The sequence below is a fragment of the Arachidicoccus rhizosphaerae genome (assembly GCF_900107765.1).
GTDB classification, from domain to species: Bacteria; Bacteroidota; Bacteroidia; order Chitinophagales; family Chitinophagaceae; genus Arachidicoccus; species Arachidicoccus rhizosphaerae.
The window spans coordinates 65,370-91,740 of the sequence record NZ_FNQY01000012.1; the positions used below are offsets into that span (position 1 = coordinate 65,370).

Genomic DNA, 26,371 nt, shown 5'->3' on the forward strand with positions numbered 1-26,371 from the left:
GTACCGCTCAGATTCCGGATAAAATTAAAAAAAATGGACGGCCCTATACAAAAATAGAATTTGCCGTCCATATTATCAAGGGGATCCTATATCCAAATCAGGATAAAGCGCCTTCATGAAATCATTCACTTATTTTTCCGTTTGCGCCTTTTTTTTCATATAATTTTCAGACCATTTTTCAAGTTTCTGATATTCCTTCTTATTCAAAACAAGGAAGGAACCATGCTGGGCATACTGAGCGGCGTCACCTGCTATATCTTTCGGATTTTTAAAATTTTTCAAATACTTATCTGCCTGACATATCCTGTATTTTGTCGGTCTTGAGGAATACTCCACATAAGCCACCTGCCAGGCTGAATCTCCAATTAACTGGAAAGCAGAAGGACCTTCCACTTTGCGGTTCCCTTCAAAACGAATATAATCCTTATCATCAGGTTTACTGTAGGGCCCGGTCAGTTCATCCGCCTGCGAGGTGTAAATACCGGGTGTCCCGCCCTCTTTTTTAATCAACAGATGATATTTACCATCAGCTGGAACATAATTAATATCGGCATCAATAGTAGCATATCCCCAGTCAATCAACAATTTTGGTTTAGTCAGTTTTGTAAAGCTCTTGTCCGCATAGGAATAAAAGATCCTGTCATATTTATCTTCTTTAGCATTTAGCAGTGAATAATAAATAAAATAGCCTCCGGTTTGTCCGTCTTCCCATTTATAGCCAGGATCCCAGATGATTTGCGGTGCCCATACTCTGCATATTGCTCCATAATCTTTATAAAAATCAGCGGAGCCTGAGTGACAAAATATACCCGGGCCTTTTCTGAAATCAAAACTAACTGATCTCCAATGAATTAAGTCATCACTCTTTAATAAATCTATGCCGTAGTTAAACCAACTATGGCTTTTATGATTACTCATATCCGTTACCACCATGACATACCCCTTGTGACCGCCTGCCCTGGCGATAAAGGCATCTCTGCTGCCCCCTTCAATAGCGGAAAGTTTTTCGGGATTATAGACAGGACCGCCACCTAATAATTCATGAAATTCAATGCCGTCACGACTGAGCGCATAGCAGGTATATTCCCCATTTTTATTCATATGGCAATACAGATAACCGTACCCTTTGGTTGAATGATCACTTTTAGACTGTGCGATTACACGACCTACTGAAAGCACCATTACAACGGCAGCGAATAATAAAGCAAGGCTATTGAAAGGTAAAGCATGTTTATTCCACTTTCTACCTGGTTGCCCTTTCCCAGCTGAAATAACCAGATGATCCCTGTGCAGTCTCATATGTAACTTTGATTTAAAATAATTAATGCAACAAATATAAGAAAAACAAGTCTTAATTGTATCAAACACAATTAAAGAATTAAAGAAAAACAGCTCATTTAATAATGAATATAAGCATGATTATCAACAAAATAATATAAATTTTTAACACCTGTCTTTTTTGGCTATCCAGCTTTCCCCCTGGGCCAGGCGCCTCACTTGCCAGGCTTCCATATGCAAATATTTCCGAATCGCTTCGTTGAATTTAAAAACGGAAGCAAATCCGCATTCTAAGGCAATTTGCGTTATCCGTTCATTGGTATTCACTAAAAGATCAACAGCTTCCACAATTCTATTCTCCAACCAGTTTGCTTTTAAGGTTGTCCCGGTATGATCAAAAAAGCAGGTTTTAAAACGCGTTTGTCCCATCGCAAATTTCTCTGCGTAGAATTGATTGCCTCTGAAGTCCATAGCATCTGCCTTAAGCAGTTTAATAGCCTCTGTGGCCACTCTTTTATCATGAAGTACATAATCAAAACGTGTATTCATATACTTATTATGACGCTTCAGTTTTAAACCTTCCAATAAAAGCGTTACTGCCAGCACTTCTATGCCTGATGCAGAACCGTACTCGTTACTTAATGCATGAAATAACCGTTTAAACATTTTTACCATATCAGGGCTTGCATAAATATATTTATGAAAATACTTCATAGGTCTTCCGGCATGTATGGCATCCAGTAAAGGTCCGAATAAATCCGGATAGTACTCATTCATCCCCTCCAGAACATCCAGCTGATAATGGATATCCACGGTTACGATCTTCGCACCTTTCTCAAATTGAGTTTCAGCATCCATGTGTGTATCATAGACAATATTAAATTGCCATCCTCTGGCCATCATCTTTCCTAAAGAGTTCATTTCAAAATCAGTCTTTGTTCCTAAAACAAAACTCATTTCAATCATTGGAAGGTCTAGTAAAGCCCGGCCCTTCATTCTTGAAAACACCAGATAGTTATTCAGCCAAATAGATACATTTTTGAAAACTCGCCCCTGAAAAGTAAAATAACCAAAACCGCCATTTAATGTATAAATACCGGCTCCAGGCAAGCGTATCCCGGTATAAGCTTCCGGCAAGGTAAAGCTCCAACAGCTATCATGATTTTTATCATTGGAAAAGTCAAATAAAGGCTTATCATTCATAATTAAACAGGTTTATTTAGTTGGCATCTTAGACCACAGACTATACAGATGAGGGCATATACCCTAAAGCCCTATCAGGTGGCCAAATGAATCAAAATCTTTGAATTATAACCTCTGAAGATCAAGCACACATTTCCTAATACACAAACAGACGAAAATATTTTTCAATAGTATTTACGACAAAAGCAAGAGATTATTTATACCAATAGTTCAAATTTCAGGAATCTTTTTTTAAAATACCTATCTCTATGGCAAAACATAAATATTTATGTAGACTGTCTATACATATACTTTTTAATAGCCATTTATCAAAAGGTTCATTTTTCAAAAAATTACGACTTAGAAGTACTTTGTTCTATTATTCATTAAACTAGTTTGCGCCTGTAATCATTTTGCACCTATGCAAAACATTTAAAAATATTAAATCTTAAAATATGGAAAGCAAGCCACGGATTCAAATCAACAACTTTAACCCATCGGCAGAAAACATCCGCAAAGCAAAAGGCATTTTAGGGACGTTCAATGAGACAGAAGTGCTAACTTACAAACCTTTTACGCTAAATGAGCATGGACGCATTCTTCATACCTGGTGCAACAAGCCTTACAGTGCCAAATTCTGGAATATGACAGGAAGCTATCAGCAACTAGAACAGTACTTCCAAGAAAGACAGACCTGCACAGCTGTAAACCATACCATTTTTTTTATCAATGACCAACCATTGGCTTTTGCGGAAACATACCCCATAATCGGCAGTGAACTACAGCAGCACATTGCTGAGATCTCTGAAAAGGATTATGGCATTCATTTTTTAATGGCTCCGCCAAGATCCATCCTGGAAAACTATGAAATAAGTTCCTTGCCACTTACCTACTTTACGTTTAATCAGGCACTGCGGAACCTCTATAAAGAAGCCTCCTTTGAGAATATATATGCAGAACCAGACATTGAAAATAATCATGCCATCACTTTAGCTAAGTTAGCAGGCTTTAAAAAATTAAAAAGCGTTCAGCTACCCGACAAGACCGCTGCTTTAATGCACATGGATAAAGATAATTTTTTAGTATAGCAATAGCCCCCTATTTCACCATACCTACCTAATTACAAAAATGAAAAACGATCGCCCCCTGAATCGGCCACCTTGATTCAGACAGAGAAATGATGGTCTGTTCTTAGATTCCTCAGCAAAATTCCGGACCGTCTTTACATGACCAGCGCCTAAATAAATTACGGCCTGCCCTTATCATTCAATTTTTTTATATACCATGCCCCCCCTTTGGTCATTCCAAGGGACAGGTAGAGTCTTGCAACCTTATATAGATCAAAATAGCACACCAAAAGAAAAACACCTATAGATCTCATATTATTTGCTACTCACCTTTCCAGCGGATACCATTGGGGGTTTTGGTCAGCTACCGATGTTTGCCAGAAAAAGATGACTCTTCTAATGATTTCAACAACTCAAAAAAAATACCTATGGACCATATTTATGACCTTATCGGCATCGGCATTGGCCCTTTCAATCTTGGCCTGGCCGCACTAGCACAAACCAATACAACATTAAGCAGTCTTTTCATCGATCAAAATGAGGGTTTTAACTGGCACACCGGCATGATGCTCAAGGGAGCCAAACTACAGGTGCCGTTTCATGCCGACCTGGTAACCCTGGTTGATCCCAGAAATAAATTTAGTTTTCTATCCTACCTGCAGGCCAAAAAACGCCTTTTCAGATTTACCATCCGTGAAGAATATTTTCCACTCAGATCCGAATATGATGATTATTGCAAGTGGGTTGCCGATCAATTAACCAATTTAAGATTCAACTTGCGCTGCCTGGATATTGATTATAATGAAGCCAAGGGCTATTATATCGTTTCCTGTATCAAACTACCCTGGGGACACAATATCTTATTAAAAGCCAGGCGCCTGGTTATCGGGATTGGCACTTCTCCATATCTGCCTTCCTTTATTGACAAGAATTTTAAAGGCATTTTACATTCCAGCCAATATAAATTTCATAAACAGGAGCTGCTCGACAGCCAACGGATCACTTTAATTGGCTCAGGGCAAAGCGCCGCAGAGATTTTTGACGACCTGCTTAATGAAGGTAAAACACCCTATTGGTTCACCAGATCACCCAGATTCTTCCCCATGGATTACTCAAAGTTCGCTTTAGAGATGACCTCTCCAGATTATATCCAGCATTTTTACCAGCTCAATGCGAATACCAAACAAAAAGTACTCAAGGAACAGGCACCGCTATACAAAGGCATCAACAAAGAGCTCATATCGGGCATTTATGATAAACTATATGAAAGAGATCTAAGTGTCAAAAATGAGAAACATTCTTTTTTATTCCCCAATTGCGCACTGACGGATATTAAGGAATTAAACGGCTGGCTTAACTGCAGTTTTCTCCATCAGGAGACCATGGAAACCATCCGACACAATACCATGCACCTGATTATGGCAACGGGGTATAAATATGCCACCCCTAAATTCCTGCACCCCATCAGAGACAAAATTCAGTGGACCAGTAACGGCCAGTTTGCGGTGTCCGCCAATTACCATATCGACCGAGAAGCCACGCTGTTCGTTCAGAATGCAGAAATGCACTCCCATGGATATAACACCCCGGATCTGGGTATGGGACCCTACAGAAATGCCATTATTTTAAACACGATACTTGGCAAAAAACAGTTCTCGATCGAGGAAAATGTGCCTTTTCAGGGATTTAGGGGGCCGGAGCATAAGTAATGCTTCCCTTGAAAAATGCGCTTTTATATGGAAATTCCAAGGCAGATCAAGGCCTGCTTACTGTTATCACACTCAGGTTATTAATTAATGCTCCTTTTTAATTCCTCCAATTTTTTTAGAAAAAAATTGTATCTTCCATCTCTCCCATTTTGGTATTATTTTTTTCTTACATAAAAATTCTTTGTTTGAATGAAAAAGGAAAAGCACGTATCAAATTCCAGAAGAGAATTTATCAGAACAACCGCAATAGCTGCCACCGGCGCCCTGATCATACCGCGACATGTACTGGGAGGACGTGGTTATATTGCCCCCAGTGACAAACTGATGGTCGCAGGTATTGGCGTCGGAGGAAAGGGGCAAAGCGATCTTGAAATAATCCACAAGGGAGGTATTACGGAGATTGCCTATCTATGCGACGTGGATGATAGAAGAGCCGCTTATTCCCGTAAGGCGTTCCCAAAAGCCAAATACTATAAAGACTACCGGGAACTTCTGGAAAAAGAACATAAATATATTGACGGGGTAACAGTTTCTACGCCCGATCACAATCATGCCATGATTGCCATGGCTGCCATGCAGCTGGGTAAACATGTATACGTCCAGAAGCCCTTAACCCATGACATCTATGAAGCCCGCATGCTGACGGAAGCGGCAAAGCGCTATAAAGTAGTAACGCAGATGGGCAATCAGGGCGCATCCGGTGATGGTGTCCGCAGACTGAAAGACTGGATGGATGCGGGTCTGATAGGCAAGGTACATACGGTCTACTGTTGGACCGACCGGCCGGTTTGGCCGCAGGGAATTGGATGGCCTGAGCAGAAAGCCGCTGTACCGAGGCCTTTGGACTGGGATCTCTGGCTTGGCAGTGCTCCATATACGGATTATATAGACAATCTGGTCCCATTTAACTGGAGGGGCTGGTGGGATTACGGCACAGGAGCGATTGGCGATATGGGGGCCCATTTAATCGAGCCGCCGGTAAGCGTACTGGGCTTAGATCATCCAGTGGATGTACAGTGCAGCGTCGGCACCCATTATATCGGAGAATTTAAAAAAGGATATTTCCCGGAAAGCTGTCCACCTAGCAGCCATATCATCATGACTTTTAAACAGACGGCTAGCACGCAGGGAAATTTAGTATTGCACTGGATGGACGGCGGCATCAAACCGATGCGTCCGCAGGAATTAGGAGCCAATGAAAAATTCGGCGATAACGGCGTTCTTTTTGAAGGTACCAAAGGCAAAATGATGTGTGGAATTTATGGTCAGGATCCTCAGCTGCTTCCCCTGTCCCGTAATAAGGAGGATAATACCCCCCGAACTACACCGCTGGTCCCGGGTGGGGTGGACGGTCATTACTGGCAATGGGCGCTGGCCTCCAGAGCGGGCTTTGGCAAAATCCCTTTGGCTTCAGACTTTTCCATAGCAGGTCCATTAACGGAAACCTTATTAATCGCCAATCTGTCCATTCGGGGAACTAATATCCGAACGCCTCAAAAAGACGGAAAAGGCTACAATTATCCGGGAACAGACATTAAACTGCTCTGGGATAAAGAAGCGATGCGTGTCACCAATTTTGACCTTGTCAATCAATACATCAAAAGAGAGTACCGCCAGGGCTGGTCCTTAGGAATCTGATGGGACCCCGGATCATAAATCAAGTCAATTAATTTATATACCATCCTGATTTCAGGTCAAATCCAAAAAATGAATAATGCACCACATCTTCCGCTACGTGTATTGGTTGTAGGCTGCGGCAATATGGGAAAATCCCATGCCAAGGCCTACCATGACATGGAAAGCTTTTCTATATGCGGACTGGTATCCAGAGGCGACAGTAAAGTAAAACTCAATCAGTACTTAGAAAGCGATTACCCGTTATATGATAACTACAGCCAGGCACTCCGGCTGACAAAACCGGATATCGTCTGTATCTCCACTTATCCGGACACCCACGAAAGCTATGCCATTACAGCTTTTGAAGCCGGCTGCCATGTCTTTATAGAAAAACCGATCGCCACCTCGGCAGCGGGGGCCCGCAGTGTTGCTGAGACAGCTAAAAAAGCAGGCAAAAAGCTTGTGGTGGGATACATATTAAGATATCATCCTTCCTGGCAACAGTTTATAAAATGCACGGAAGCATTGGGCAGGCCCCTGGTCATGCGCATGAATCTAAACCAGCAAAGCCATGGCCATAAATGGAGGGTACATAAAAACCTGATGCAGAGTTTAAGTCCCATTGTTGACTGCGCGGTACACTATATTGATGTTATGTGCCAGATGACAAAGGTGAGACCCATTCAGGTTTCCGCCATTGGAGTCCGCCTTACGGATCAGATACCTGACTGGAACTATAATTATGGGCAACTACAGATTAAATTCGAGGATGGATCTGTAGGATGGTATGAGGCCGGATGGGGGCCTATGGCCAGTGAAACGGCCTTTTTCATTAAAGATGTCTGGGGTCCTAAAGGTGCGGTCTCCATCGTAGCCGATCAGGCCTCCAGTTCAGGAAATTCCGATAATATAGATGCACATACTAAAACAGAGCATATCAAAATACATTATAGCGACCTGAACGAACAGGGCGAATTTATCAGACCAGATGAATGGATTTCACTAAAAGATGAGCCGGATCATCTGGAACTTTGTATGCGGGAACAAAGCTTTTTATTAAAAGCCATACTGGAAGACCTGGATCTGCACGAACAGACGCAGCATGCAATGATCAGTCTGGAAATCGCATTAGCCTGTGACAAAGCGGTTAAAACAGCAGAGATCATCCGCTTTGATTATTAAAATGCAGGCGTCTTTAACGCATGAGTGCCATCATATCGCTCAGCGCATTTTCACCATGCAGCATGACCGTATTATTTAAACTGTCCTCAGTTACAGCGGCGGCCCTTGCAATCATTTCCTTTTCATAGGCTTCCAGAGCATCTTTTACACTGCCCTGTTTGTCAGAACAGAGTGTCCCGGATAATACCAGCGCGTCCAGTAAAGCCATGTTGACACCCTCACCTGCATACGGCGGCATCCGGTGTGCGGCGTCTCCAATTAAAGTCAGATCTCCTGTGGATACCCAGTTCTGATCCACATAATGATACATCGGTCTTGGAATGGCTGTAAAAGCGCCATCCGTCCATTCACTTAATTGTTCATCCCAACCCGCATATGTGGCTTTAAACCAATCAGCCACACTTTGGTGTTGCTGAAAATTGATCCCGCTTTGTTTCACCCAGGTTTCTGCAACCTTGCACCCGGTATAAATAGTCAGGGTTCCATCTGCTTTGGCAGACATAATAATGGATTTTTGTTCATCCAAAATAAATAGTTTACCTCCCTTAACCGTTGCCCACATCTTTGGTGCATGTTTAGCTGCCTGATAAATATTAAGCTCCACCATGGTAATATCCGAATAGACCGGTTTCACATCACTTAGATAAGGGCGGACTTTAGAATTAGCACCATCGGCTCCTATAACCAGATCCGCCTCAGCTTTAGTTCCGTTTTTAAATGCGACTTTCCAGCCACCACCCACAAGTCTTCTTTCCATGGATACAAACTGACTATCCCACACGATGGTTCCCGGAAGTAACGATTGAATTAATAAATCTCTTAGTGGGCCGCGGTCAATTTCCGGACGGGTTTCCGTATATCCGGCACCGGAATGATGGTCATCAATGAAAAAATTCAGATTTTTATCCGCGACACGCATTTTACCGGCATCCGGCCGGTAATGCTGTTTAAAGGCTGCCATAAGCCCCGCCTCTTTTAAGGCTTTCAATCCGGACTGCTCGTGCAGGTCCAGGGTCGCCCCTTGCTGCCTCACCCCTTCTGAGACGTCTCTTTCATAGACCTTAACCTGCAATCCCTGGTTTTGTAAAAGTCTGGCCAGCAATAATCCGCCGGGGCCACCGCCAATAATGGCGATTGTTTTATTTTGTGCTATCATACATCTGTATTTTGTATACAAATGCAAAATTATCTGGATGGCATTACAGTAAATTGTAAAAATCGGTCATTTTGGTTTTGGAGCAGTTCCTTAGGCAGATGCCCGGAAAGTCTTTTTACTTCTTTGATAAAATGAGACTGGTCGGCGTAATTCCCCTCGGGATAGAGCTTACCGTTTTTAATATGGTTAAAAGATTGCCTGAATCGTAAAATCTGCATATACGTTTTTAAGGGCAGCCCCAGTTGCTGTTCCCAGTAACGGTTCAGCTGTCTGGCACTTATAAAGCAACGCTTCTCCATCGCCTGTACCGTCATGTTGCCTCCCGTCTCATTTAACACCCGCTGCATCAACAGTTTCCTGTTATCCGGCATTTTGGGAACCAAAGCAGTTATTTTTAAGACGGCCTGCTGAACGCAACCCTTAAAATCATCCAAATCCAGGTTCTCCATTCCCCAAAACCCGCTCGGTAGCAGAAGCGCTTTATTTACAAAACCTGCCATAGATTTTCGAAGAATATATTCCAACCCCAATGGATGAAAACTTATTCCAAACATCACGAGCCCGGGCAAAAGCTTTAGTTTCTCGGGCAGCGTAGACAAGCCAACAAGCACCACATGATAAGGCTGTTGCTTAGCGCTTGAAAACAATAAATCGATTTTACCATCCGGTAATAAAACAACATCCATCGGCGCCTCCCCCTCATATTGTAAGGACCAAAAGCCATCTACATAGGGTTGAAGTGCTTGCTCAGGTGCCTGGAATCGATATTTGGGTACTTGTTTCAATAAAAAGATGCAATAAATGTACAGGTAAAATTATGACTTTCCCTTTACATCCCGGGCTAAGGCATAATATCAATGCGTTAATTGTACGGACTCCAGGAGTGGAAGCGTCCGGTTAGGGTGCTTCTTTCCCAATTAAAAAGCGCAGGTTCTTTAACCCGAATAAATTTTTATCCCGGCAATAAAGACTATTCATTTTTTTCTCTACCTTTACTAACAATTGATAGTATTAATATTAAATAACACATTAGCAATATGATACGTGCAACCAGGTTATCCGAAGACCATCAGATGTTCAGAGATTCTCTTAGAATTTTCATGGAAAAAGAAGTACATCCTCATATAGATAAATGGGAAAGAAACCAGCAAATTGATCGTGATATCTGGAAGAAGATGGGAGAAATGGGCTTTATGGGCATTAATTTCCCGGAGCAGTATGGCGGTCTCAATCTGGACTTTTACTACGCGATGATTTTATGTGAGGAATTGTCCCATTGCTTTTCCGGAGGCTTTACCATCTCTGCGCTCGTTATTCAGTTCATGAGCGCTCCTTACTTATTAAAATACGGCACTGAAGATCTTAAAGAGAAATATTTGAAACCGGTTATAATGGGGGATCTGATCAGTGCCGTTGCCATAACAGAACCCGGCGCAGGCTCCGATGTCAAAAATATAAGAACTACGGCCGTTAGGCAGGGTGATCATTATATCATTAACGGGTCAAAGACATTTATCACCAATGGTTATTATGGCGACTTTTTTATCACGGCAGTCAAAACGGACCCCGGTGCCGGCAGCAAGGGCATCAGCCTGATCCTGATTGACCGGCATGCTCCGGGTGTCAGTGCCCATAAAATAGATAAGATGGGCTGGCACGCGTCCGATACGGCTGAACTGCGATTTGATCAGGTACAAGTGCCCGCCACAAACCTGCTGGGAGAGGAAGGCGCCGGATTTGGCTACCTGATGGACGGGCTGCAACTGGAAAGGTTAACGGCCGCCATACAAAGCATAGCCACCGCTGAGTTCACCCTACAATACACCATGGATTATATCAATGTCCGGGAAGCATTCGGGAAAAAGCTCCAGGAGTTTCAGGTCATCCGACATAGAATTGCCCAGATGGTCGCTGATATTAAAACGACCAAAGCGTTTGTAAACTATTGCTGCGATCTCCAAAATGATAACATTTATGCAGTAGAAGACTGCTCCATAGCCAAATTACAAGCCAATGAACTGGCCATCAGCATTGTACATCAATGCCTGCAATTATTCGGGGGCTACGGATTTACGGAAGAATATAAAATAGCCCGTATGTACCGGGATGTGCGGGCAGGTACCATTATCGGGGGCACCTCGGAAATTATGCTGGAGATAATTGCAAAAATGGAAATTGACGGTGTCCATTATAAAAATAAATAAATTTATATATCCTTACTTTTTAATTCAACTTTATTTAAACGAATGCAAAACAGCCCCGTACAATCAGACAGTTCCTTCCATATAGCCCTTGACGCCAATGGTATCATCCGGGTAACGCCCAAGGAGTCCGATGCTTCTATTGTCTCAGATCCCGTCTTATGGCTGGAAAAACTGGCCACGTTGTTGATTACCTTACTGGATCCGGTAAAAAAAGTCAGGGGCATCATTTATCAAAGCACAGGCAGCACTGAACCCGCAAATTATTCCAATCTCTTTCAGGCGGCTACCCATAGTCATTTTTATCCCCGGCTCCAGACACTGGCTGAATGGGTCCCCGTTATCAAACAGGCAAAAATCCCGATTGTCAGCATTATCAGTGGCAAACAGAACAGTCAGACACTGGCGCCCGCGCTTTGGGGACATTATATTATTGCAGCCGAACAGACGCTGATTCAGTTCCCCGAAGCGACCCTGGGCGTGCTGCCCGCCATGGGAGCCACCGTCCCCAGTATCTTAAGATTATCTCGACCCGTATGCTTTGAGCTACTGATAAAAGGAAAATCTTTTAACAGCCAGCAGGCATTGGAAGCCCATCTTATCGATCTGGTGACATCAGAAAATGAGCAGCTGGTACAAAAAGCAGTTGAATGGATAACCGAGCATCCTACTCATCTGTATCTTCCGCATGCCATAAAAAACGAGACGGCTGAAGCAGCGCCTGAAAAATTAAAACAAAAAGCCAACCTTAAATTTCCCGGTATATACAGCTGCTTTGAATTAATGAAAGCTGCCGGTCAATTACCTGTTGAAGGGGCCATGCTATTAGAAGCCGAACACTATAATAAGGTCTTTCATAACGGCCATGCCTTAGCCCTGGTACGCACCTTTTACTATGGTATCCGAAATGCCACAACACCCCGGGATAATGCCCCCGGAATGAACCTACAAAAAATAGGCATTATAGGAGCCGGTATTATGGGGTCAGGTATCGCTTTTGAAATGGCGAGAGCAGGCCTCCGGACTGCTTTAAAGGACTCCTCTCTTGAGCTGGCAGAAAAAGGTAAGCAATACACGGCAAAATGCTGTGACAAACTCATCGCCATGGGTAAAATGACCCAGGCAAAAAAAGAGACGATGCTGTCCTTGATCACGCCTGCCAGTGATTACACCCAATTACAGGATGCAGATATCATTATCGAAGCCGTATTCGAACAGCAGTCTTTAAAAGCTGCGATTATCCGGGAGTCCGAAGGTTTTCTGCGACCTGACGGCATTTTTGCTTCCAATACCACCTCTTTACCCATTACAGCATTAGCCCAAAACAGCCGACACCCCGAAAGGTTCATCGGCCTTCACTTTTTTTCTCCGGTCGACCGGATGCCGCTTGTAGAAATCATCAGCGGCAGAGGGACCAGTGAGGCGACCCTCGCTGCAGCTGAGGCACTCGTATTGAAATTAGGTAAAACCCCCATCAGCGTTCATGACGGTCCCGCTTTTTTCACATCCCGGATATTTTTTAACTACCTGCTGGAAGCCGTCACCATGCTGCTGGAAGGCATAGATGCTGAAGCCATCGAGACATCGGCCATCCGGGCCGGTTTCGCCGTCAGTCCGCTTTCAGTCCTGGATGAAATCTCACTCCCCTTACTGCTTCATGTATACGACCAGCTCCCTGAATTAACAGCCAGTCAAAAGCGCTGTTATGATTATATTCAAAAGCTCACGGCAAAAGAGCACCTTGGCAGAAAAGCCGGCAAAGGATTTTATCTGTACGACACGGCTACAGGGAAAAAAATATTGGCCCCTGATATTCAGCATAATAATAGCCTCCTTGTGCCCTCCTCACATATCCAGACCAGGCTACTTCATGTGATGGCGCTGGACAGCTACCGCTGTCTGGCATCAAACATATTAAGCAAGCCCATTGACGGCGACCTGGGCTCCATATTGGGTGTCGGATATGCCGCTCATACCGGTGGCGTCTTCTCCCATATGGATCAGGTCGGCCTTGAGAATTTTATTCAGGATTGCGACGCCTTCAAAGACAAGGGCGAACAATGGGAGGTACCGGACGCCCTTAGAAAACTGGCGAGTCAGCAATACAGCTTTTATAAGGGCTTTGATAGCAACTGGCCTTCTGTATAGCCGTATCTTAAGTAAAAAGTATAAGACCTTCCAACAAGAATGCCAGGTCCCTCCTTTTTTCAAGATGAGGGACCCGGCATTAATTATTTATCCGTCCACTTTCCGGATTATGGCCTTATCATCAGATCGACAATTTCATTTACAGGAGTATTGATAAACCGGTCATAACTCAGCGTAGCTGACAAAATCTCCTGTTGTTGTTTTGCAGGGAATATTCTGGCCAGATTAATTTTATACTTTTCAATTAATTTGGGGATCCCCTCTTCCCTTCTTCTGGGATGTCCGATCGGATATTCCACTACCACTTCCGGCAGGCTGCTGCCGTCCTTGAAGATGACGGTTAAAGCATTGGAAATCGCTCTTTTATCCGGATCATGATAATCTTTTGTAAAGGCCGTATCTTCCACACAGGTCATCTTAGCCCTTAAAATATCTATTCTGGGATCACTGGCCACCTGCTGTTCATAATCCTCAGCGGTTAATCTTCCAAAAATCAGCGGCACCGCAATCATATACTCAATACAATGATCCCTGTCCGCGGGATTATTAAGCGGCCCCTGTTTATCAATAATACGGATGGCTGCTTCATGCGTTCTGATCGTTATTTTTTCTATGTCTTCCACTGACTTATTGACTTCTTTTAACTGGCCATGAAGGGTCATGGCCGCTTCCGCTGCCGTCTGCGCATGGAATTCTGCCGGAAAAGAGATTTTAAAAAGAATATTTTCCATGACATAACTGCCATAAGGCCGCTGGAAGCTGAAAGCTTTCCCCTTAAAGGAAACGTCATAAAATCCCCAGACCGGAGCCGTCAATGCAGAAGGATAGCCCATTTCTCCGCTTCTGGCCATAAGGGCCAGCCGGACGGCCCGGGAGGTCGCATCACCGGCAGCCCAGGACTTGCGGCTTCCCGTATTAGGCGCATGTCTGTAGGTACGCAGCGACTGACCGTCTACAAAGGCCAGAGATACGGCATTGATCAGTTCCTCCTTGGATAAGCCCAGCAATTTACCGGCTACGGCCGTTGAAGCCACTTTCACAAGTAATACATGATCCAGCCCCACCCTGTTAAAAGAATTTTCCAGGGCGATGACCCCCTGAATTTCATGCGCCATGACCATGGCTTCCAGCACTTTCAGTGCGGTCATAGCAGGTTTCCCTTTGGCGATATTCTCCCTGCTGATCCAATCCGCCACGGCCAGAATTGCGCCCAGATTATCGGAAGGATGACCCCATTCTGCTGCCAGCCAGGTATCATTAAAATCAAGCCATCTGATCATGGCTCCGATATTAAAAGCCGCCTGAACGGGATCCAGCTGATAATTCGTTCCGGGAACTTTTGCGCCATTTGGCACATAGGTTCCGGCAACAACAGGCCCCATCAGCTTGGTACATGCCGGATAGGTTAAGGCTTCAAACCCACAGCCCAGCGTATCGATAAAACAATAAAATGCGGTATCCAAAGCCTTTTTACTTTCAACTTTATAGTTCAGCACATAATCCACGATATCCACCAAGACCTGATCGGCCTGTGGCCTTTCATTTGAAATAGAAGCACTCATATAAAATAGGTATAGTATTAATTTTTATTTATAACAGACGAATTAACGATTTTTAAGCGGTACATAAGCCCTGTTCTCAGGACCATTATAATTAGCGCTGGGACGGATGATCTTACCGTCCTTACGCTGTTCAAAAACATGAGCAGACCAGCCTGTAATTCTGGAGATGACAAAAAGCGGGGTAAACATATCGGTCGGAATACCCATTAAATGGTAGGACACGGCGGAAAACCAATCCAGATTGGGAAACATTTTCTTTTCCTCCCACATCACCTGCTCAATTCTTTCCGCCACAGAAAAAAGGGTCATATCCCCTGCCTCCACAGATAATTGGCGGGCCACCTCTTTAATGACTTTATTACGAGGATCAGCAATCGTATAAACCGGATGCCCAAAACCTATGATCACTTCCTTATTCTCCAGTCTTTTTTTAATATCGGCCTCCGCCTCATCAGCGGTTGCATATCTGGACTGAATCTCAAAAGCTACTTCATTGGCGCCCCCGTGCTTAGGCCCCCTTAAAGCGCCTATTGCGCCCGTTATACTGGAATAGATATCCGAACCTGTCCCGGCAATGACCCTGGCAGTAAAAGTGGAGGCATTAAATTCATGTTCCGCATACAGATTTAAAGAAACCTGCATCGCAGTAATCCAGGAAGCGGCCGGAGGTTTCCCATGCAGCAAATGAAGGAAATGCGCCCCAAGGGTCAGTTCATTTGTTTCTACTTCTATTTCCCGGCCATCTCTGCAGTAATGATACCAATACAATAAGGCAGAACCCATAGATGCCATCAACCGGTCTGCAATGCCTTTGGCGCCTGCCAGGGGATGTCCCTCCTTTTCCGGCTGAATGCTACCCAGAACAGACACATAACTGCGCAGCACATCCATCGGGTGTGTGCCCAAAGGCAGCATTTTCAGCACGACCTTGGCAGCAGCAGGTAAGCCTCTGGAAGCCATTAAACTATTCTGATAGGTATTTAGCTGCGCTTTAGTCGGTAAACTTCCATAAATCAGTAGATAGGCTACTTCCTCAAAACTGGCCTGGCTGGCAAGCTCTAAAATATCATAGCCTCTGTAATGCAGATCATTGCCGCTTTTGCCTACCGTGCTTAGCGCCGTATTACCTGCAGCAACACCAGAGAGTGCCACACTTTTTTTGGGCTTAAAGGTATTAGATGGAGAATCGCTCATAGGATTATTTTTTAGATTTACTAAACAACGCGTCTAAATGCTGCTCATAGTCGTAATAATCGATGCTTTTATACAGTTCATCCCTTGTCTGCATGGAATCAAGCGCAGCCTTTTGTGTGCCCTCTTTTCTGATATGTGCATACACATTTAAAGCAGCCTTATTGGCCGCCCTGAAGGCTGATAAAGGGTAAAGCACTAGGGAGACTCCCGCAGTCTTTAGCTCCTCCACTGTGAATAAAGGCGTTTGACCAAATTCTGTAATATTAGCCAGTACAGGCAGGCCGGTCGCTTCACTAAAACGGGTATATTCATCCAGGCTGCGCACGGCTTCCGCAAAAATAAAATCAGCACCGGCCTCTTTATAAGCTACCGCTCTTTCCAGCGCTCTGTCCAACCCTTCTGAGGCTAGGGCATCCGTTCTGGCACCTATCACAAAATCAGGATCCGTTTTAGCATCCACGGCTGCCTTGATACGGTCCACCATTTCTGCGGCGGAGACCAGTTCTTTACCCGGCCTGTGTCCGCATCTTTTGGCGCCGACCTGATCTTCCATATGAACTGCTGCCACACCTGCTTTAATCAGAGATTTTATGGTACGTGCCACGTTAAAAGCGGAAGCTCCGAATCCGGTATCAATATCCACCATTAAGGGTAAATCGCAGACATTTGTAATCCTGTCTGCATCAATGAGTACATCCTGCAAATTGGTGATTCCCAGATCAGGAATCCCCAAAGAGCCTGCAGCGACACCTCCGCCCGACAAATACACAGCATTAAAACCAGCCTGCCTGGCCAGTAATGCATGGTTGGCATTGATCGCTCCGACGATTTGTAAAGGATTTTCTTTTTTAAGGGCTTCTTTAAAGGCAAGCCCCTGAGAATGCATCATATAGTATATCTTTTAAATACAGGAAAGAATCATTCGGCCAGCGAGCCGAATACTAACAAATGTACGCACTAAATTCTTAAAATATCCAAAAGAATCCTTGAAGCAACCGCGTTGTAAACACCCGGATCCCAGGACAGGCAATCCGGACTAGAACAAAATATTATCATCCGGGTGAAGCTCCTATAAAATCCGGTTCAAGCTATCAGAAAACAGGTTTACGTCGTTGCAGAAATGCACTTACCCCTTCTTTTTTGTCAGTGCCGTCAAATAATTTCCCGAAAGCTTCTATTTCACTTTGAAACCCGTCCTGCTGACCGGATTTATTGATCACGGCGATGGCCTGCTCAATGGCCTGAGGAGAATTTTTTGCAATCAACTCCGCCAGTTCCACTGCTTTGCCCAGTAATTCAATGGGAGCAAAAACCTCATTGACCAGACCGATCTGTTTTGCATATTCAGCGCTGATGTATTTGGCAGATAAAATCAATTCAAAGGCATGTCCCAGGCCCACCAGCGCCGGCAATCTTTGTGTCCCGCCATAACCGGGGATTAATCCCAGTGTGGTTTCCGGCAGTCCCAGTTGAGCCGTCTGTGCCGCATAACGAATATGACAGGCCATTGCCAGTTCCAGACCTCCGCCTAAAGCAAACCCATTTATAGCCGCTATAACAGGCACGGATAAATGGGCAATCTTATCAAACACGCTTTTTTGACCGGCAAGTGCCATATCGCGACCTTGCCGGCTGTTATAATCTGCAAACTCCTTAATATCCGCGCCGGCAACAAAAGCCTTTTGTCCGGCACCGGTAAGGACAATACAACGAACGGCAGGATTTTGGGCTGCATGATCCAAAGCATCACTTAACTCCTGCAAAGTATCTTTATTCAGGGCGTTTAAACTTTGTGGCCGATTAATGGTAATAATCTGCACCTTGCCCTTTACCTCAATTAGAATGTTCATGTATTCCATTTTAGTCGTTATTAGCTTTGAAAAAATGGGATTAAGTTTTGCCAGGTAAGTTACGACTTTTGCCGGTAAGGCCAGTCTCTCCCTTTTCAGCACCCATTTTCAAGCTTTAAAATCTCAATTAACACCTCGCCCGGCCGGGTCTTTTTTTCCAGACAAATAAAAGCGGACGATACAGCAAAATCAGTATAAAAGCCGCAAACCCCAGTACAGCCAGCCACCTGAATATCTCCGTATTGGCAATCAGCAAAGCCTGGCTGGCCAGTTTAGCTTTCAGCGCCATTACTGATAAATGCACCGCGTCATTTTCCAGATGGGTGGCGCTTAGCTTATCCATCAGGCTGGACCACTCCTGCTGAAAGACCGGGTGCGTCTGGTCCAGGTTCCTGGTTAATAAAAACTGATATTTGGTACTTAAATAGAGCACCAGGTTTTGCATAAGCGCAAAACCTATGGTCGTCGACCAGAACCTGATGGCTGTACCCGTCTGCGAAGCATGGCTGGAAATAGAAGCGTGGACACTACCGATCATAAAAAACACCAGCGGCGTAAAAATAATCCCCTGCCCCACCCCTTCCAAAAACAAGGGAATGCCAATTGCACCTACTGTAGTATCCGGATAAAACAGAAAACTAAACCAAAGCATACTTGCGGCCAGTAGTAAAAAGCCAATGACAAAAATCTTTCTGAAACTCAATTGCCGGGCAAAAAGTAAATAGGAAATGACCACCCCGATAACAGAACCGGCCACGTTAATATACTGTATTTTTAAAATATATTCCCAGGGCCATTTCCAGACCACGGACATTACCTGGTAGATATTGCCCATACTTGAACGCAAAATATAAAAGATGAAAAAGATGAAAATCCCGAAGACCACTCTTTTAGATTTAAGCACAGAGAAATGGAATAATGGTCTTTTGCTTGTCATTTGAAAGAGCACAAATAAGGCGCCACATAAAATACAAAGACCTAAAGCAATGACGATCCTTGGAGATTCAAACCAGTCATATCTTTTCCCATAGATGAAAAAATAAGCTCCGGAAATCAGACAAATCACCATCAGCATCACCCCGGATAAATTGAGTTGATACAGTGGCACTTTGGGAAACATCCTTTTAGCATTAAAAATGAACAGGTAAATCAACAGGGCCATAACGTGTAATGCGACAAGGCTATAAACCATGACATTATGACTGTAATTTTCGATGGCGAATTTTATAATGGAAGTCGTAAATTTATCACTGGTGAGCATCAGCCCGTACAGCACACAATAGCCTATAAATTTTGCGTTAGGGTTTTTAATATGAGACATTAAAATAGGCAGTATAATGGCTCCTTCAAATAAGGTCATCGGCCCCTGCAAAAAACGCAATACCAATATAGCCTGAGGGTTCGTCGTCACGGTCATACCCAGCAAAATCAGGATATTGAGCATTGTCATCAGCAGCAGATATGACTTCACATTAATAGCACTAAATAATCTGTTATGTAAAAACAATCCACAAACGATTAGTCCGTATGCCATGGAGAACATAAACTGTAAATCATCCGCCTCTACATCTAAAAAAGAAGCCGTAAATGTACTGTTCAGACTAAACATACTTAGCAGCATCAGATGCGGCAATAAGGAAATCGCCAGTAGCGGCACGATTAATTTTTCAGGAATCCAACTTTTTATAACAGAATTTTCGCGCGTCATTTTTTACTCCTTTATTTTTCAACTTTTTCAGCAGCAACCGTTACATTCATACCTGTCATTAACTTACTTAGGTCTTTACTCGGGTTTAAAATTATTTTCACCGGAAAGCGCTGTTCAATTTTTACAAAGTTCCCGGTCGCATTATCGGGCTTAATCAGTGAAAACTCGGAACCGGCAGCAGGAGACAAAGACTGTACCTTTCCGGTAAATACCAGATCAGGATAAGCATCCGCTTTAATCTGAACATCCTTATTCATATCAATTTCTCCGAGTTGAGTTTCTTTATAGTTAGCTACTACCCATTTTTCTTCCGAAACAACCTGGACCAAGGCTTGTCCTGTTTTTATTAACTGACCGGCCTGGATATTTCTGGCGCCCACCCAGCCGTCGTAAGGAGCCACAATATAGGTATAGGATAAATTGAGTTTTGCATTATTTAACTGCGCCTGATCCAGATCAACCTCGGCTCTGACCGGTGCAATTTTGGTCTGTTCCGCAGTAGCATTAATCTGGGCTACCTTTAATTGCTGTTGAAGCGCTGCCAGCTTCGCCTTCGCCTGTTTATAATTAGCCTCCATCGTTTCAAATTGTTGCAGTGTTGCGGCCTCCTGGTCTACCAGGTTTTTAAACCTTTGATAATCCTGCTGCGTCTTCCATACATCTATTTTGGCGGCTTCTATGTTCGCTTCAATAATCTGCGTATCGTTTTGTTTGGCCTTAACGGTGGTCTCATAGGTCGCAACAGACTGCGCAGTACTGGTCAGATTCGCCTGGGCAATTTTCACCTGATTGATAAATTCCCTGTCATCAATCACCACCAGGGTATCGCCCTTATGTACAAACTGATTTTCCTTAAATCTGACTTCCTGAATAAAGCCGGATACCTTGCTGGCCACCGGGGTGATGTATTGACGGACCTGTGCATTATTGGTATTCACATGAGAGGAGGAAAACAGGTAGAACCAGCCCACCGTAAGCACGCCAATCCCTACAAATACCCAGGCGATAACACTTAATACCCTATTGGTAATTTTTTCTTTTTTTGTCAATTGCTTTGCTGTCATTTTATTATAATTTTCCTAATACGTAACCTAATTGATAGTATTTTAATTGTTTATCGATAAGCAGTGAGATGTATTCTGACTGCGCCTCCAGATTGGCATTGTCCGCATCCATCAGCTCCGTTATCAGACTCAGCTGGTTGGCATATTTTAAACGGACAATCCGGTAGTTTTCCTTTGCCTGATCAATCGCTTCTTTGGCAATGCCGATTTTCTTGTCTGCTTCCACCAGTCTCTTCTCAGCAGCATACACATCGTGCCTCAGCTGGTCTTTCTGATCCTCTACCTGTAGTTGAGCCATATAAACATTTTGATTCGCCTTTTTCACCTTTACCTTGTTTTTAAATAATCCGGATAAAGGCATCGTAAGATTTACGCCGACCTTACCAAACCGGTATAAATATTCTTCCGGAGGGAAAAACATAAAATTGGGATAGCTATAACCATATTCTCCCCCTGCCGTTATCCGGGGTAGGACATTTGTTTTTGTAATTTTTTTGGCTATCTCAGAGCTTTCGGCATTTTTTTTCGCAATAGCGACCGTTTCATTATTGTTATAAGCCTCCGTTACCATCTGATCCATACCGGCTATAAGGGTGGTCTCAGTAAAAAGACTGTCTGTATTTATATGCAGATCCACCTCTTCATCAATCGCTAACAGGGTTTTTACCTTATGTTCCAATATGGCGATTTCCTGTTCTAATTCAGAAGCGGTCATTCTGTGTTTTGACAATTGCAGCTTCGTTCTCAATACGTCATTATAGGTAACGGCTCCATTTTTTTTCAGGGTTTCTGATTGCCTGATCACCGCAGAATCCTCGTGCATTTTATCAAAAATCAGTTTTTGTTGTCTATGCAGATTCAGCGCCTGCAGATAATCTGTAATGACTTCTAATTTTACCTTTCTTTCTTCTTGTCTGGACTTAAGCCCTTCCACTTCCAGGGCCACATTGGCCTTTTCATCTTCCAGTTTCAGCTTACCGCCTTCATATATGGGCATTTCTGCTTTCAGGGTAAAATCATATTGCTCTCTGGGCACTTCGTAACTGGTTGCTTTATGGGTCAGCCCGTTTTCAAATTGATTTAAATTGCTGAGGATGGCATAGCTCGTATGAAATTCAACATCAGGCAGTCTGTCATTTTTAGTATCCGCTACATCTAAGGCTGCAATGGAGTGCTTAACCGTTTGTATTTTCAGCTTTTTATTCTGCTCCAGGGCCAGATTAATCGCATCGCTTAATTTTAAATCTTGATAATCAGCAGCTTGCTGAGAAATCCCGGCAAAGCATGCTAATAAAAAGCAAATCAGTAATGCATATTTAACTAAGTTCGATTTCATTTTGATGTCCTAATTTTTAATTGACAATGCAAAATTACCGCGACCTTTATTCGATTTTTTGATAAAATAGGAATTAAATTTGTCCATTTACGCCATTTTTGATTTACCTTGCATATAACAAATAATCGTTAGCAGACAGGCAGATGGATATACAAGAAATTTTAAATGAGATAGACCGGCCAGATATTGCGTTTTTCGTCAATAACATGCATATAGGTGCGGCTGAGACCCCTATTCAAAAACATAATAAGGGGCAACTGGTCTATGCTGAAGGGGGAATTGTACATGTTTTTATAGAAAACAAGCACTGGTATCTGGCGGCCAGGTGCTTTCTTTGGATTCCGGCCCATATGGAGCATTATTTTATGATTTCCAGTAAAAATGTAGAACTCTATAATCTTTATTTTAAACCCGGAAAATCCGAAGTCGCCTTTTTTCAACAACCCAATATCTACTTCGCCAATGATCTGCTTCGGGAAATGATTCTTTTTACCAGGGACTGGTTTGGCAATATCACCAAACAGGAACCCGCCAAATATTATTTTATTAAAGCGATCCAGGAAAACCTGCCTGTCGTGGAAAGCACCAAACACCCGATTGTCACGCAACATCCCTTTCCTACGGATCCGAAGCTCTTTGAGATCGCGCATTACCTGAGAAATAACCTGGACACCAATTATACCATCGAGGAGATTGCAGAAAAATTCGGTATGAGTACCAGAAGTCTTTCCAGAAAATTCAAAGAGAATCTGGGCATGAATTACGTCCGTTTTCTTAGATCCTTACGGATTACCCAGGCCCTGGAACTACTTGCTGAGCAAAAATATAATATCTATGAAATTGCCATGATGGTTGGCTATGGCTCTCTGGCCAGTTTTAGTAATGTCTTTTACAAAGTTGCCGGTATCCGTCCGACTGATTACGCTAAACTACTCAGCAAATAACAGGCGGAGCCTTTAAATAATAAAAACTATCCTGTCCCCTCCGGCTTAAATATGCTATCTTACGGGCACATCTTTTTGAATTAAATTCAGGGATCCTGAAAATAAAAACAACTGGAATTCGTTTTTAATAAAAGCAAATATTCGTAGAAAAAACTATTGATTATAAAGGCATTATGAAAATAAATCAAAAACAATAACCGCCATCCCCCAAGCTTTCATTATGAAGAAGATTTTATGTCTGCTATTTATCACCCTGTCCTTATCTGGATTTGCTCAGTCGAGGTATCAACTTTTTGTGGATTCCTTAGGCATAGTTGTTAGTGATTACATTGAGAGTCATGCATCTTCTGGCATGGATAGCGCCGGTTTTATGCAATATTTTACACAGACGGCCAAAAATATAACCGGAAGTCTGGATACTTTGACCGCCGATCAACGCAGGGACTTACCTGCCTTAATCATTTTCAGGGTATTACACCATAGTAATCTGGTGACGGCTTATCTGACAAATAAAGTAGAAGGCAGTAAATATTGGACTCATTCAGACGAGATGCCTGCATCCTCTATCAGTGAGGCCGATCTGGCAAGTTTCTGGACGCATAAAAAATTCATTTATCATGATACGGACACTTCCATCGTTCACCTGACACTGGATCAGAACTTCTGGATAGATTCCATGGCAGACAATACCTATTCAAAACTTACCGTTCAAAAGCTAAACAACCAAACCTTTCAAAGTACGTTTATAAAAAGCAACAATAAAATTAAACGACTGGCCAGTATTCCGGGAGACATCTATCACTATCAGATCTTAGAAAAAAGTGACCATTCCTATAAAGTCGCTACCCACATGAATGGGATCTCTACCTATTTTATTTTTGAATTGGAATATTAAGGATAATGCCGGGTTTCAGGGCTTTGTCCTTTCACCATTCAACAATTTGCTAATCAACAGCTGCGAACTGATAAATAGGACAAATCATATTAGAAACGTCGTCCGGATCCTCACAAAACAGAAAATTCATCTGACCTGATTTTGCCTGAGGTGCAAAAATACTATCCTTATATACAGTAAGCCCTTCCAGTTTCTTTTGATCAGAGAGTCGCCGTACGGGGCCTAATGACCAGCTATCCAGATCCAGATAACTCAAAAAACTACCCTTATTGGCACCATCCTCGAAATTACTCGCTTTGTCCTCGGCCGTAGCTAAAAACCAAAGCCGGTTACCCGACAGCACACCATCCGAAAAACCGGACGGGTACCCCTCTATCGGAGGTAACGAAGTCCGGTGCACCTCAATGGTCTTTTGATCAAAACCCAGTGCCGTATCTCCTTTAAAAGTAAAAACAATGTTTTGCCGCAGGGGGCCATTGCCTCGATTCAAAAAATACCAGGTGCCTTCTCTAAAGGCAATACCCTCAATATTAAAGTTTTCCCCGTCGAGTCCACCCTTTACAGCCAAAGCCCGGTACAGGCTGTCAAGTGCTATAAACTGAACGCGATGACTCCTTTTATGATATATAAATGCTTTTCTGCGATTGGCGGTAGAACCTGAACCAACGGCAACCAGGCCATCTCCTGCCGGACAGATCGCTTATGGTCTCACCACCTTGCGTACTGTCCAGCAGTATTTTATGCAATATACGGGTGCCTATGTCATAGTGGTATAAATAAGGGCTGTTGTCTGCCACCACATACAGTTGCTGGCCTGCCTGATAATACAACCCTGAAGCTGCACTTATACCTGCAATTTGCAAAAAAAAAATCAGAGAAGAGAGTATATTCATAATCAGAAATTCAACAAATATCAGCCACTTTCATTTTCCTGAAGCAAATGAACCGTTGCGAAAGGATTGGCTTATGACGATCTACTGTTCAAAGCAAGTCCCGGAGAATTCAACCTAATGCATTACAACGCCGGATTTTTACCGTATTCGGACCAGGTTTGATCAATGGACTTACCTAAAGTGCTAACAAAAAAGTCTTTATAATTAGTTCCCTTCCTGAGCGCCTGATCCAATTGTTTAACAAAGTTCTTTTCCTTGTGGTTTTCAATCCAGACCAGGAATCTGGCGGTCACCCTGTAACTGTCATCATAGTTCTGATCACTGGAATAATCCGGTAACTCCCAGGAGTCCGGGTTATCTATACCGTAACGATAGCGGACATAATCAGCTATCCCCTCTGTCAGCCAGCTGGGGATATCTCCCTGGTAGCCATTTTGTATTTTATGCATGATTTCATGAACAGCAACATCTCCTTCCTTCGGATGGCCTTCCATATAATCATAGCTAAATACCAGGACATCCCCAAAAGAATAAGCTACGCCATCATAAGTCGGATCAATAATAAAATACACCCTTTTTACTGCATCCGGATTATATTCTTTTAATAATTCAGGATAGACCGTAAAAAAAGTATTGGTCAGAACTGACTGATAGGATAAGCTTTTTTTATCAGTATGGTTGACAAAAATGAGCTTTAGATTATCCTTAGTGGTACTATCTACCCACTGGACAGGTTCTGCCTTCTGGGCTGAGGGCGGCATCTGAAACAGCCTGAACTCCGATGCCTGGAACATATCAGCTCCATATAGCTTTAGTACCTGCCAGCGGTAATAAGTATAGGCTTTGTCATTTTTAAAATAAAAACGGTAATTCGTTCTCCTCACTCGAAACTGCATCCCCATTCTCTCATCCAGCAATGTCCACTGTTTACCGTCATTAGAACCATAGAATTTCCAGTCCAGCGGATCTCTTCCATCAAAATCATTACCCGTAGTGAATCTGTAGGAAGCGACCAGTTTAGCAGAATCAAACTTAAAATCAATATTTACCTGAGAAAAATCCTTTATCAGAAACTTAGTCGTCGTGTCATTATCCACCAGCTTTTTGGATCCTTCCGACCCGTCAGAGCCATCCGGATTATCCTTGCTTACAGAGAGGCTGGCCTTACTGGTAATATCCAAAACCGGAATATGCTCATAACTGGAATCAGCACCTCCTCCGCCTGGATCCGTACCCACATTATCTTTACTGCAACTGCCAAATATTGCGGCACTGCAAAGCACCAGTAACAACAATTTAAAGTCCACGCTAAGCTTTTTCATAGAATACTGAATGTAAGATGTTAAAGACGATTGTACTTTATTGTATTCACAGGGGTAAAGAGC

General features: G+C 43.3%; 22 protein-coding genes. 8 read left to right on the forward strand and 14 right to left on the reverse strand.

The window, feature by feature from the left end; translation table 11 throughout:
• Window positions 1–129: 129 nt before the first annotated feature.
• Both BLU80_RS11445 and BLU80_RS11450 read right to left on the reverse strand, forming a co-directional pair.
• Window positions 130–1,299 (reverse strand): glycoside hydrolase family 43 protein, encoded by a 1,170-nt coding sequence (locus BLU80_RS11445; RefSeq protein WP_211481823.1) that lies wholly within the window; start codon window positions 1,297–1,299, stop codon window positions 130–132.
• A 144-nt stretch (window positions 1,300–1,443) separates the two neighbouring features.
• Complete coding sequence (locus BLU80_RS11450) at window positions 1,444–2,481, reverse strand: helix-turn-helix transcriptional regulator (protein WP_091398295.1); 1,038 nt, start codon at window positions 2,479–2,481, stop codon at window positions 1,444–1,446.
• A gap of 434 nt (window positions 2,482–2,915) precedes the next feature.
• Here BLU80_RS11450 and BLU80_RS11455 point away from each other — a divergent pair, with 434 nt between their 5' ends.
• The 4 genes from BLU80_RS11455 (at window position 2,916) to BLU80_RS11470 (ending at window position 8,035) form a co-directional block, all read left to right on the forward strand.
• Window positions 2,916–3,548: a GNAT family N-acetyltransferase gene (locus BLU80_RS11455; protein WP_091398298.1), complete on the forward strand. Its 633-nt coding sequence runs from the start codon at window positions 2,916–2,918 to the stop codon at window positions 3,546–3,548.
• Between the two features lie 407 nt (window positions 3,549–3,955).
• The gene (locus BLU80_RS11460) at window positions 3,956–5,236 is read left to right on the forward strand and encodes a lysine N(6)-hydroxylase/L-ornithine N(5)-oxygenase family protein (protein WP_091398301.1); all 1,281 of its coding nucleotides are present in this window, start codon (window positions 3,956–3,958) and stop codon (window positions 5,234–5,236) included.
• Between the two features lie 189 nt (window positions 5,237–5,425).
• On the forward strand, window positions 5,426–6,874 hold the full coding sequence (locus BLU80_RS11465) for a Gfo/Idh/MocA family protein (RefSeq protein WP_091398303.1): 1,449 nt from the start codon (window positions 5,426–5,428) through the stop codon (window positions 6,872–6,874).
• 69 nt (window positions 6,875–6,943) lie between these two features.
• Window positions 6,944–8,035 carry a Gfo/Idh/MocA family protein gene (locus BLU80_RS11470; RefSeq protein ID WP_091398305.1) on the forward strand — a complete coding sequence of 364 codons (1,092 nt, stop codon included), beginning with the start codon at window positions 6,944–6,946 and terminating at the stop codon, window positions 8,033–8,035.
• Between the two features lie 13 nt (window positions 8,036–8,048).
• Here the strand turns inward: BLU80_RS11470 and BLU80_RS11475 are convergent, their stop codons facing one another.
• The gene (locus BLU80_RS11475; RefSeq protein ID WP_091398308.1) at window positions 8,049–9,191 is read right to left on the reverse strand and encodes an FAD-dependent oxidoreductase; all 1,143 of its coding nucleotides are present in this window, start codon (window positions 9,189–9,191) and stop codon (window positions 8,049–8,051) included.
• 29 nt (window positions 9,192–9,220) lie between these two features.
• Entirely contained in the window at window positions 9,221–9,976 is a 756-nt protein-coding gene (locus BLU80_RS11480; RefSeq protein ID WP_139188137.1) for a helix-turn-helix domain-containing protein, read from the reverse strand.
• A 252-nt stretch (window positions 9,977–10,228) separates the two neighbouring features.
• On the opposite strand from BLU80_RS11480, the gene BLU80_RS11485 reads away from it, so the two are divergent.
• Window positions 10,229–11,395, forward strand: a complete 1,167-nt coding sequence (locus tag BLU80_RS11485) for an acyl-CoA dehydrogenase family protein (RefSeq protein WP_091398312.1) — start codon at window positions 10,229–10,231, stop codon at window positions 11,393–11,395.
• A 42-nt stretch (window positions 11,396–11,437) separates the two neighbouring features.
• Window positions 11,438–13,540 (forward strand): 3-hydroxyacyl-CoA dehydrogenase NAD-binding domain-containing protein, encoded by a 2,103-nt coding sequence (locus BLU80_RS11490; protein WP_091398314.1) that lies wholly within the window; start codon window positions 11,438–11,440, stop codon window positions 13,538–13,540.
• Window positions 13,541–13,647: 107 nt separating this feature from the next.
• Here the strand turns inward: BLU80_RS11490 and BLU80_RS11495 are convergent, their stop codons facing one another.
• The 7 genes from BLU80_RS11495 to BLU80_RS11525 form a co-directional block, all read right to left on the reverse strand.
• Entirely contained in the window at window positions 13,648–15,102 is a 1,455-nt protein-coding gene (locus BLU80_RS11495; RefSeq protein ID WP_091398317.1) for a bifunctional 2-methylcitrate dehydratase/aconitate hydratase, read from the reverse strand.
• 42 nt (window positions 15,103–15,144) lie between these two features.
• On the reverse strand, window positions 15,145–16,296 hold the full coding sequence (prpC, locus tag BLU80_RS11500) for a bifunctional 2-methylcitrate synthase/citrate synthase (protein WP_091398319.1): 1,152 nt from the start codon (window positions 16,294–16,296) through the stop codon (window positions 15,145–15,147).
• Window positions 16,297–16,300: 4 nt separating this feature from the next.
• Window positions 16,301–17,185 (reverse strand): methylisocitrate lyase, encoded by an 885-nt coding sequence (gene prpB, locus BLU80_RS11505; RefSeq protein WP_091398321.1) that lies wholly within the window; start codon window positions 17,183–17,185, stop codon window positions 16,301–16,303.
• Window positions 17,186–17,387: 202 nt separating this feature from the next.
• Window positions 17,388–18,146: an enoyl-CoA hydratase/isomerase family protein gene (locus tag BLU80_RS11510; protein ID WP_211481824.1), complete on the reverse strand. Its 759-nt coding sequence runs from the start codon at window positions 18,144–18,146 to the stop codon at window positions 17,388–17,390.
• 127 nt (window positions 18,147–18,273) lie between these two features.
• Window positions 18,274–19,854, reverse strand: a complete 1,581-nt coding sequence (locus tag BLU80_RS11515; RefSeq protein ID WP_091398324.1) for an MFS transporter — start codon at window positions 19,852–19,854, stop codon at window positions 18,274–18,276.
• 11 nt (window positions 19,855–19,865) lie between these two features.
• Complete coding sequence (locus BLU80_RS11520) at window positions 19,866–20,918, reverse strand: HlyD family secretion protein (protein WP_091398326.1); 1,053 nt, start codon at window positions 20,916–20,918, stop codon at window positions 19,866–19,868.
• Between the two features lie 4 nt (window positions 20,919–20,922).
• Window positions 20,923–22,254 carry a TolC family protein gene (locus tag BLU80_RS11525; protein WP_091398328.1) on the reverse strand — a complete coding sequence of 444 codons (1,332 nt, stop codon included), beginning with the start codon at window positions 22,252–22,254 and terminating at the stop codon, window positions 20,923–20,925.
• A gap of 143 nt (window positions 22,255–22,397) precedes the next feature.
• On the opposite strand from BLU80_RS11525, the gene BLU80_RS11530 reads away from it, so the two are divergent.
• The gene (locus BLU80_RS11530) at window positions 22,398–23,198 is read left to right on the forward strand and encodes a helix-turn-helix domain-containing protein (RefSeq protein WP_091398329.1); all 801 of its coding nucleotides are present in this window, start codon (window positions 22,398–22,400) and stop codon (window positions 23,196–23,198) included.
• Window positions 23,199–23,418: 220 nt separating this feature from the next.
• Entirely contained in the window at window positions 23,419–24,093 is a 675-nt protein-coding gene (locus tag BLU80_RS11535; protein WP_091398331.1) for a hypothetical protein, read from the forward strand.
• A 49-nt stretch (window positions 24,094–24,142) separates the two neighbouring features.
• Here the strand turns inward: BLU80_RS11535 and BLU80_RS11540 are convergent, their stop codons facing one another.
• The 3 genes from BLU80_RS11540 to BLU80_RS11550 all read right to left on the reverse strand — a co-directional run bounded on the left by BLU80_RS11540 (window position 24,143) and on the right by BLU80_RS11550 (window position 26,308).
• Window positions 24,143–24,790 (reverse strand): DUF6929 family protein, encoded by a 648-nt coding sequence (locus BLU80_RS11540; protein ID WP_394331867.1) that lies wholly within the window; start codon window positions 24,788–24,790, stop codon window positions 24,143–24,145.
• The gene (locus tag BLU80_RS11545; RefSeq protein WP_091398337.1) at window positions 24,711–24,986 is read right to left on the reverse strand and encodes a DUF6929 family protein; all 276 of its coding nucleotides are present in this window, start codon (window positions 24,984–24,986) and stop codon (window positions 24,711–24,713) included. Before BLU80_RS11545 ends, BLU80_RS11540 begins: the two co-directional genes overlap by 80 nt.
• A gap of 122 nt (window positions 24,987–25,108) precedes the next feature.
• Window positions 25,109–26,308: a basic secretory protein-like protein gene (locus BLU80_RS11550; protein WP_091398341.1), complete on the reverse strand. Its 1,200-nt coding sequence runs from the start codon at window positions 26,306–26,308 to the stop codon at window positions 25,109–25,111.
• Between the last annotated feature and the right edge of the window lie 63 nt (window positions 26,309–26,371).

What these genes read in the sequence shown, in the direction of transcription:
- BLU80_RS11445 (WP_211481823.1), bottom strand. Translation starts at nt 1,299, where the DNA reads ATGAGACTGCACAGGGATCATCTGGTTATTTCAGCTGGGAAAGGGCAA.
- BLU80_RS11450 (WP_091398295.1), bottom strand. Translation starts at nt 2,481, where the DNA reads ATGAATGATAAGCCTTTATTTGACTTTTCCAATGATAAAAATCATGAT.
- BLU80_RS11455 (WP_091398298.1), top strand. Translation starts at nt 2,916, where the DNA reads ATGGAAAGCAAGCCACGGATTCAAATCAACAACTTTAACCCATCGGCA.
- BLU80_RS11460 (WP_091398301.1), top strand. Translation starts at nt 3,956, where the DNA reads ATGGACCATATTTATGACCTTATCGGCATCGGCATTGGCCCTTTCAAT.
- BLU80_RS11465 (WP_091398303.1), top strand. Translation starts at nt 5,426, where the DNA reads ATGAAAAAGGAAAAGCACGTATCAAATTCCAGAAGAGAATTTATCAGA.
- BLU80_RS11470 (WP_091398305.1), top strand. Translation starts at nt 6,944, where the DNA reads ATGAATAATGCACCACATCTTCCGCTACGTGTATTGGTTGTAGGCTGC.
- BLU80_RS11475 (WP_091398308.1), bottom strand. Translation starts at nt 9,191, where the DNA reads ATGATAGCACAAAATAAAACAATCGCCATTATTGGCGGTGGCCCCGGC.
- BLU80_RS11485 (WP_091398312.1), top strand. Translation starts at nt 10,229, where the DNA reads ATGATACGTGCAACCAGGTTATCCGAAGACCATCAGATGTTCAGAGAT.
- BLU80_RS11490 (WP_091398314.1), top strand. Translation starts at nt 11,438, where the DNA reads ATGCAAAACAGCCCCGTACAATCAGACAGTTCCTTCCATATAGCCCTT.
- BLU80_RS11495 (WP_091398317.1), bottom strand. Translation starts at nt 15,102, where the DNA reads ATGAGTGCTTCTATTTCAAATGAAAGGCCACAGGCCGATCAGGTCTTG.
- prpC (WP_091398319.1), bottom strand. Translation starts at nt 16,296, where the DNA reads ATGAGCGATTCTCCATCTAATACCTTTAAGCCCAAAAAAAGTGTGGCA.
- prpB (WP_091398321.1), bottom strand. Translation starts at nt 17,185, where the DNA reads ATGATGCATTCTCAGGGGCTTGCCTTTAAAGAAGCCCTTAAAAAAGAA.
- BLU80_RS11510 (WP_211481824.1), bottom strand. Translation starts at nt 18,146, where the DNA reads ATGAACATTCTAATTGAGGTAAAGGGCAAGGTGCAGATTATTACCATT.
- BLU80_RS11515 (WP_091398324.1), bottom strand. Translation starts at nt 19,854, where the DNA reads ATGACGCGCGAAAATTCTGTTATAAAAAGTTGGATTCCTGAAAAATTA.
- BLU80_RS11520 (WP_091398326.1), bottom strand. Translation starts at nt 20,918, where the DNA reads ATGACAGCAAAGCAATTGACAAAAAAAGAAAAAATTACCAATAGGGTA.
- BLU80_RS11525 (WP_091398328.1), bottom strand. Translation starts at nt 22,254, where the DNA reads ATGAAATCGAACTTAGTTAAATATGCATTACTGATTTGCTTTTTATTA.
- BLU80_RS11530 (WP_091398329.1), top strand. Translation starts at nt 22,398, where the DNA reads ATGGATATACAAGAAATTTTAAATGAGATAGACCGGCCAGATATTGCG.
- BLU80_RS11535 (WP_091398331.1), top strand. Translation starts at nt 23,419, where the DNA reads ATGAAGAAGATTTTATGTCTGCTATTTATCACCCTGTCCTTATCTGGA.
- BLU80_RS11545 (WP_091398337.1), bottom strand. Translation starts at nt 24,986, where the DNA reads ATGAATATACTCTCTTCTCTGATTTTTTTTTTGCAAATTGCAGGTATA.
- BLU80_RS11550 (WP_091398341.1), bottom strand. Translation starts at nt 26,308, where the DNA reads ATGAAAAAGCTTAGCGTGGACTTTAAATTGTTGTTACTGGTGCTTTGC.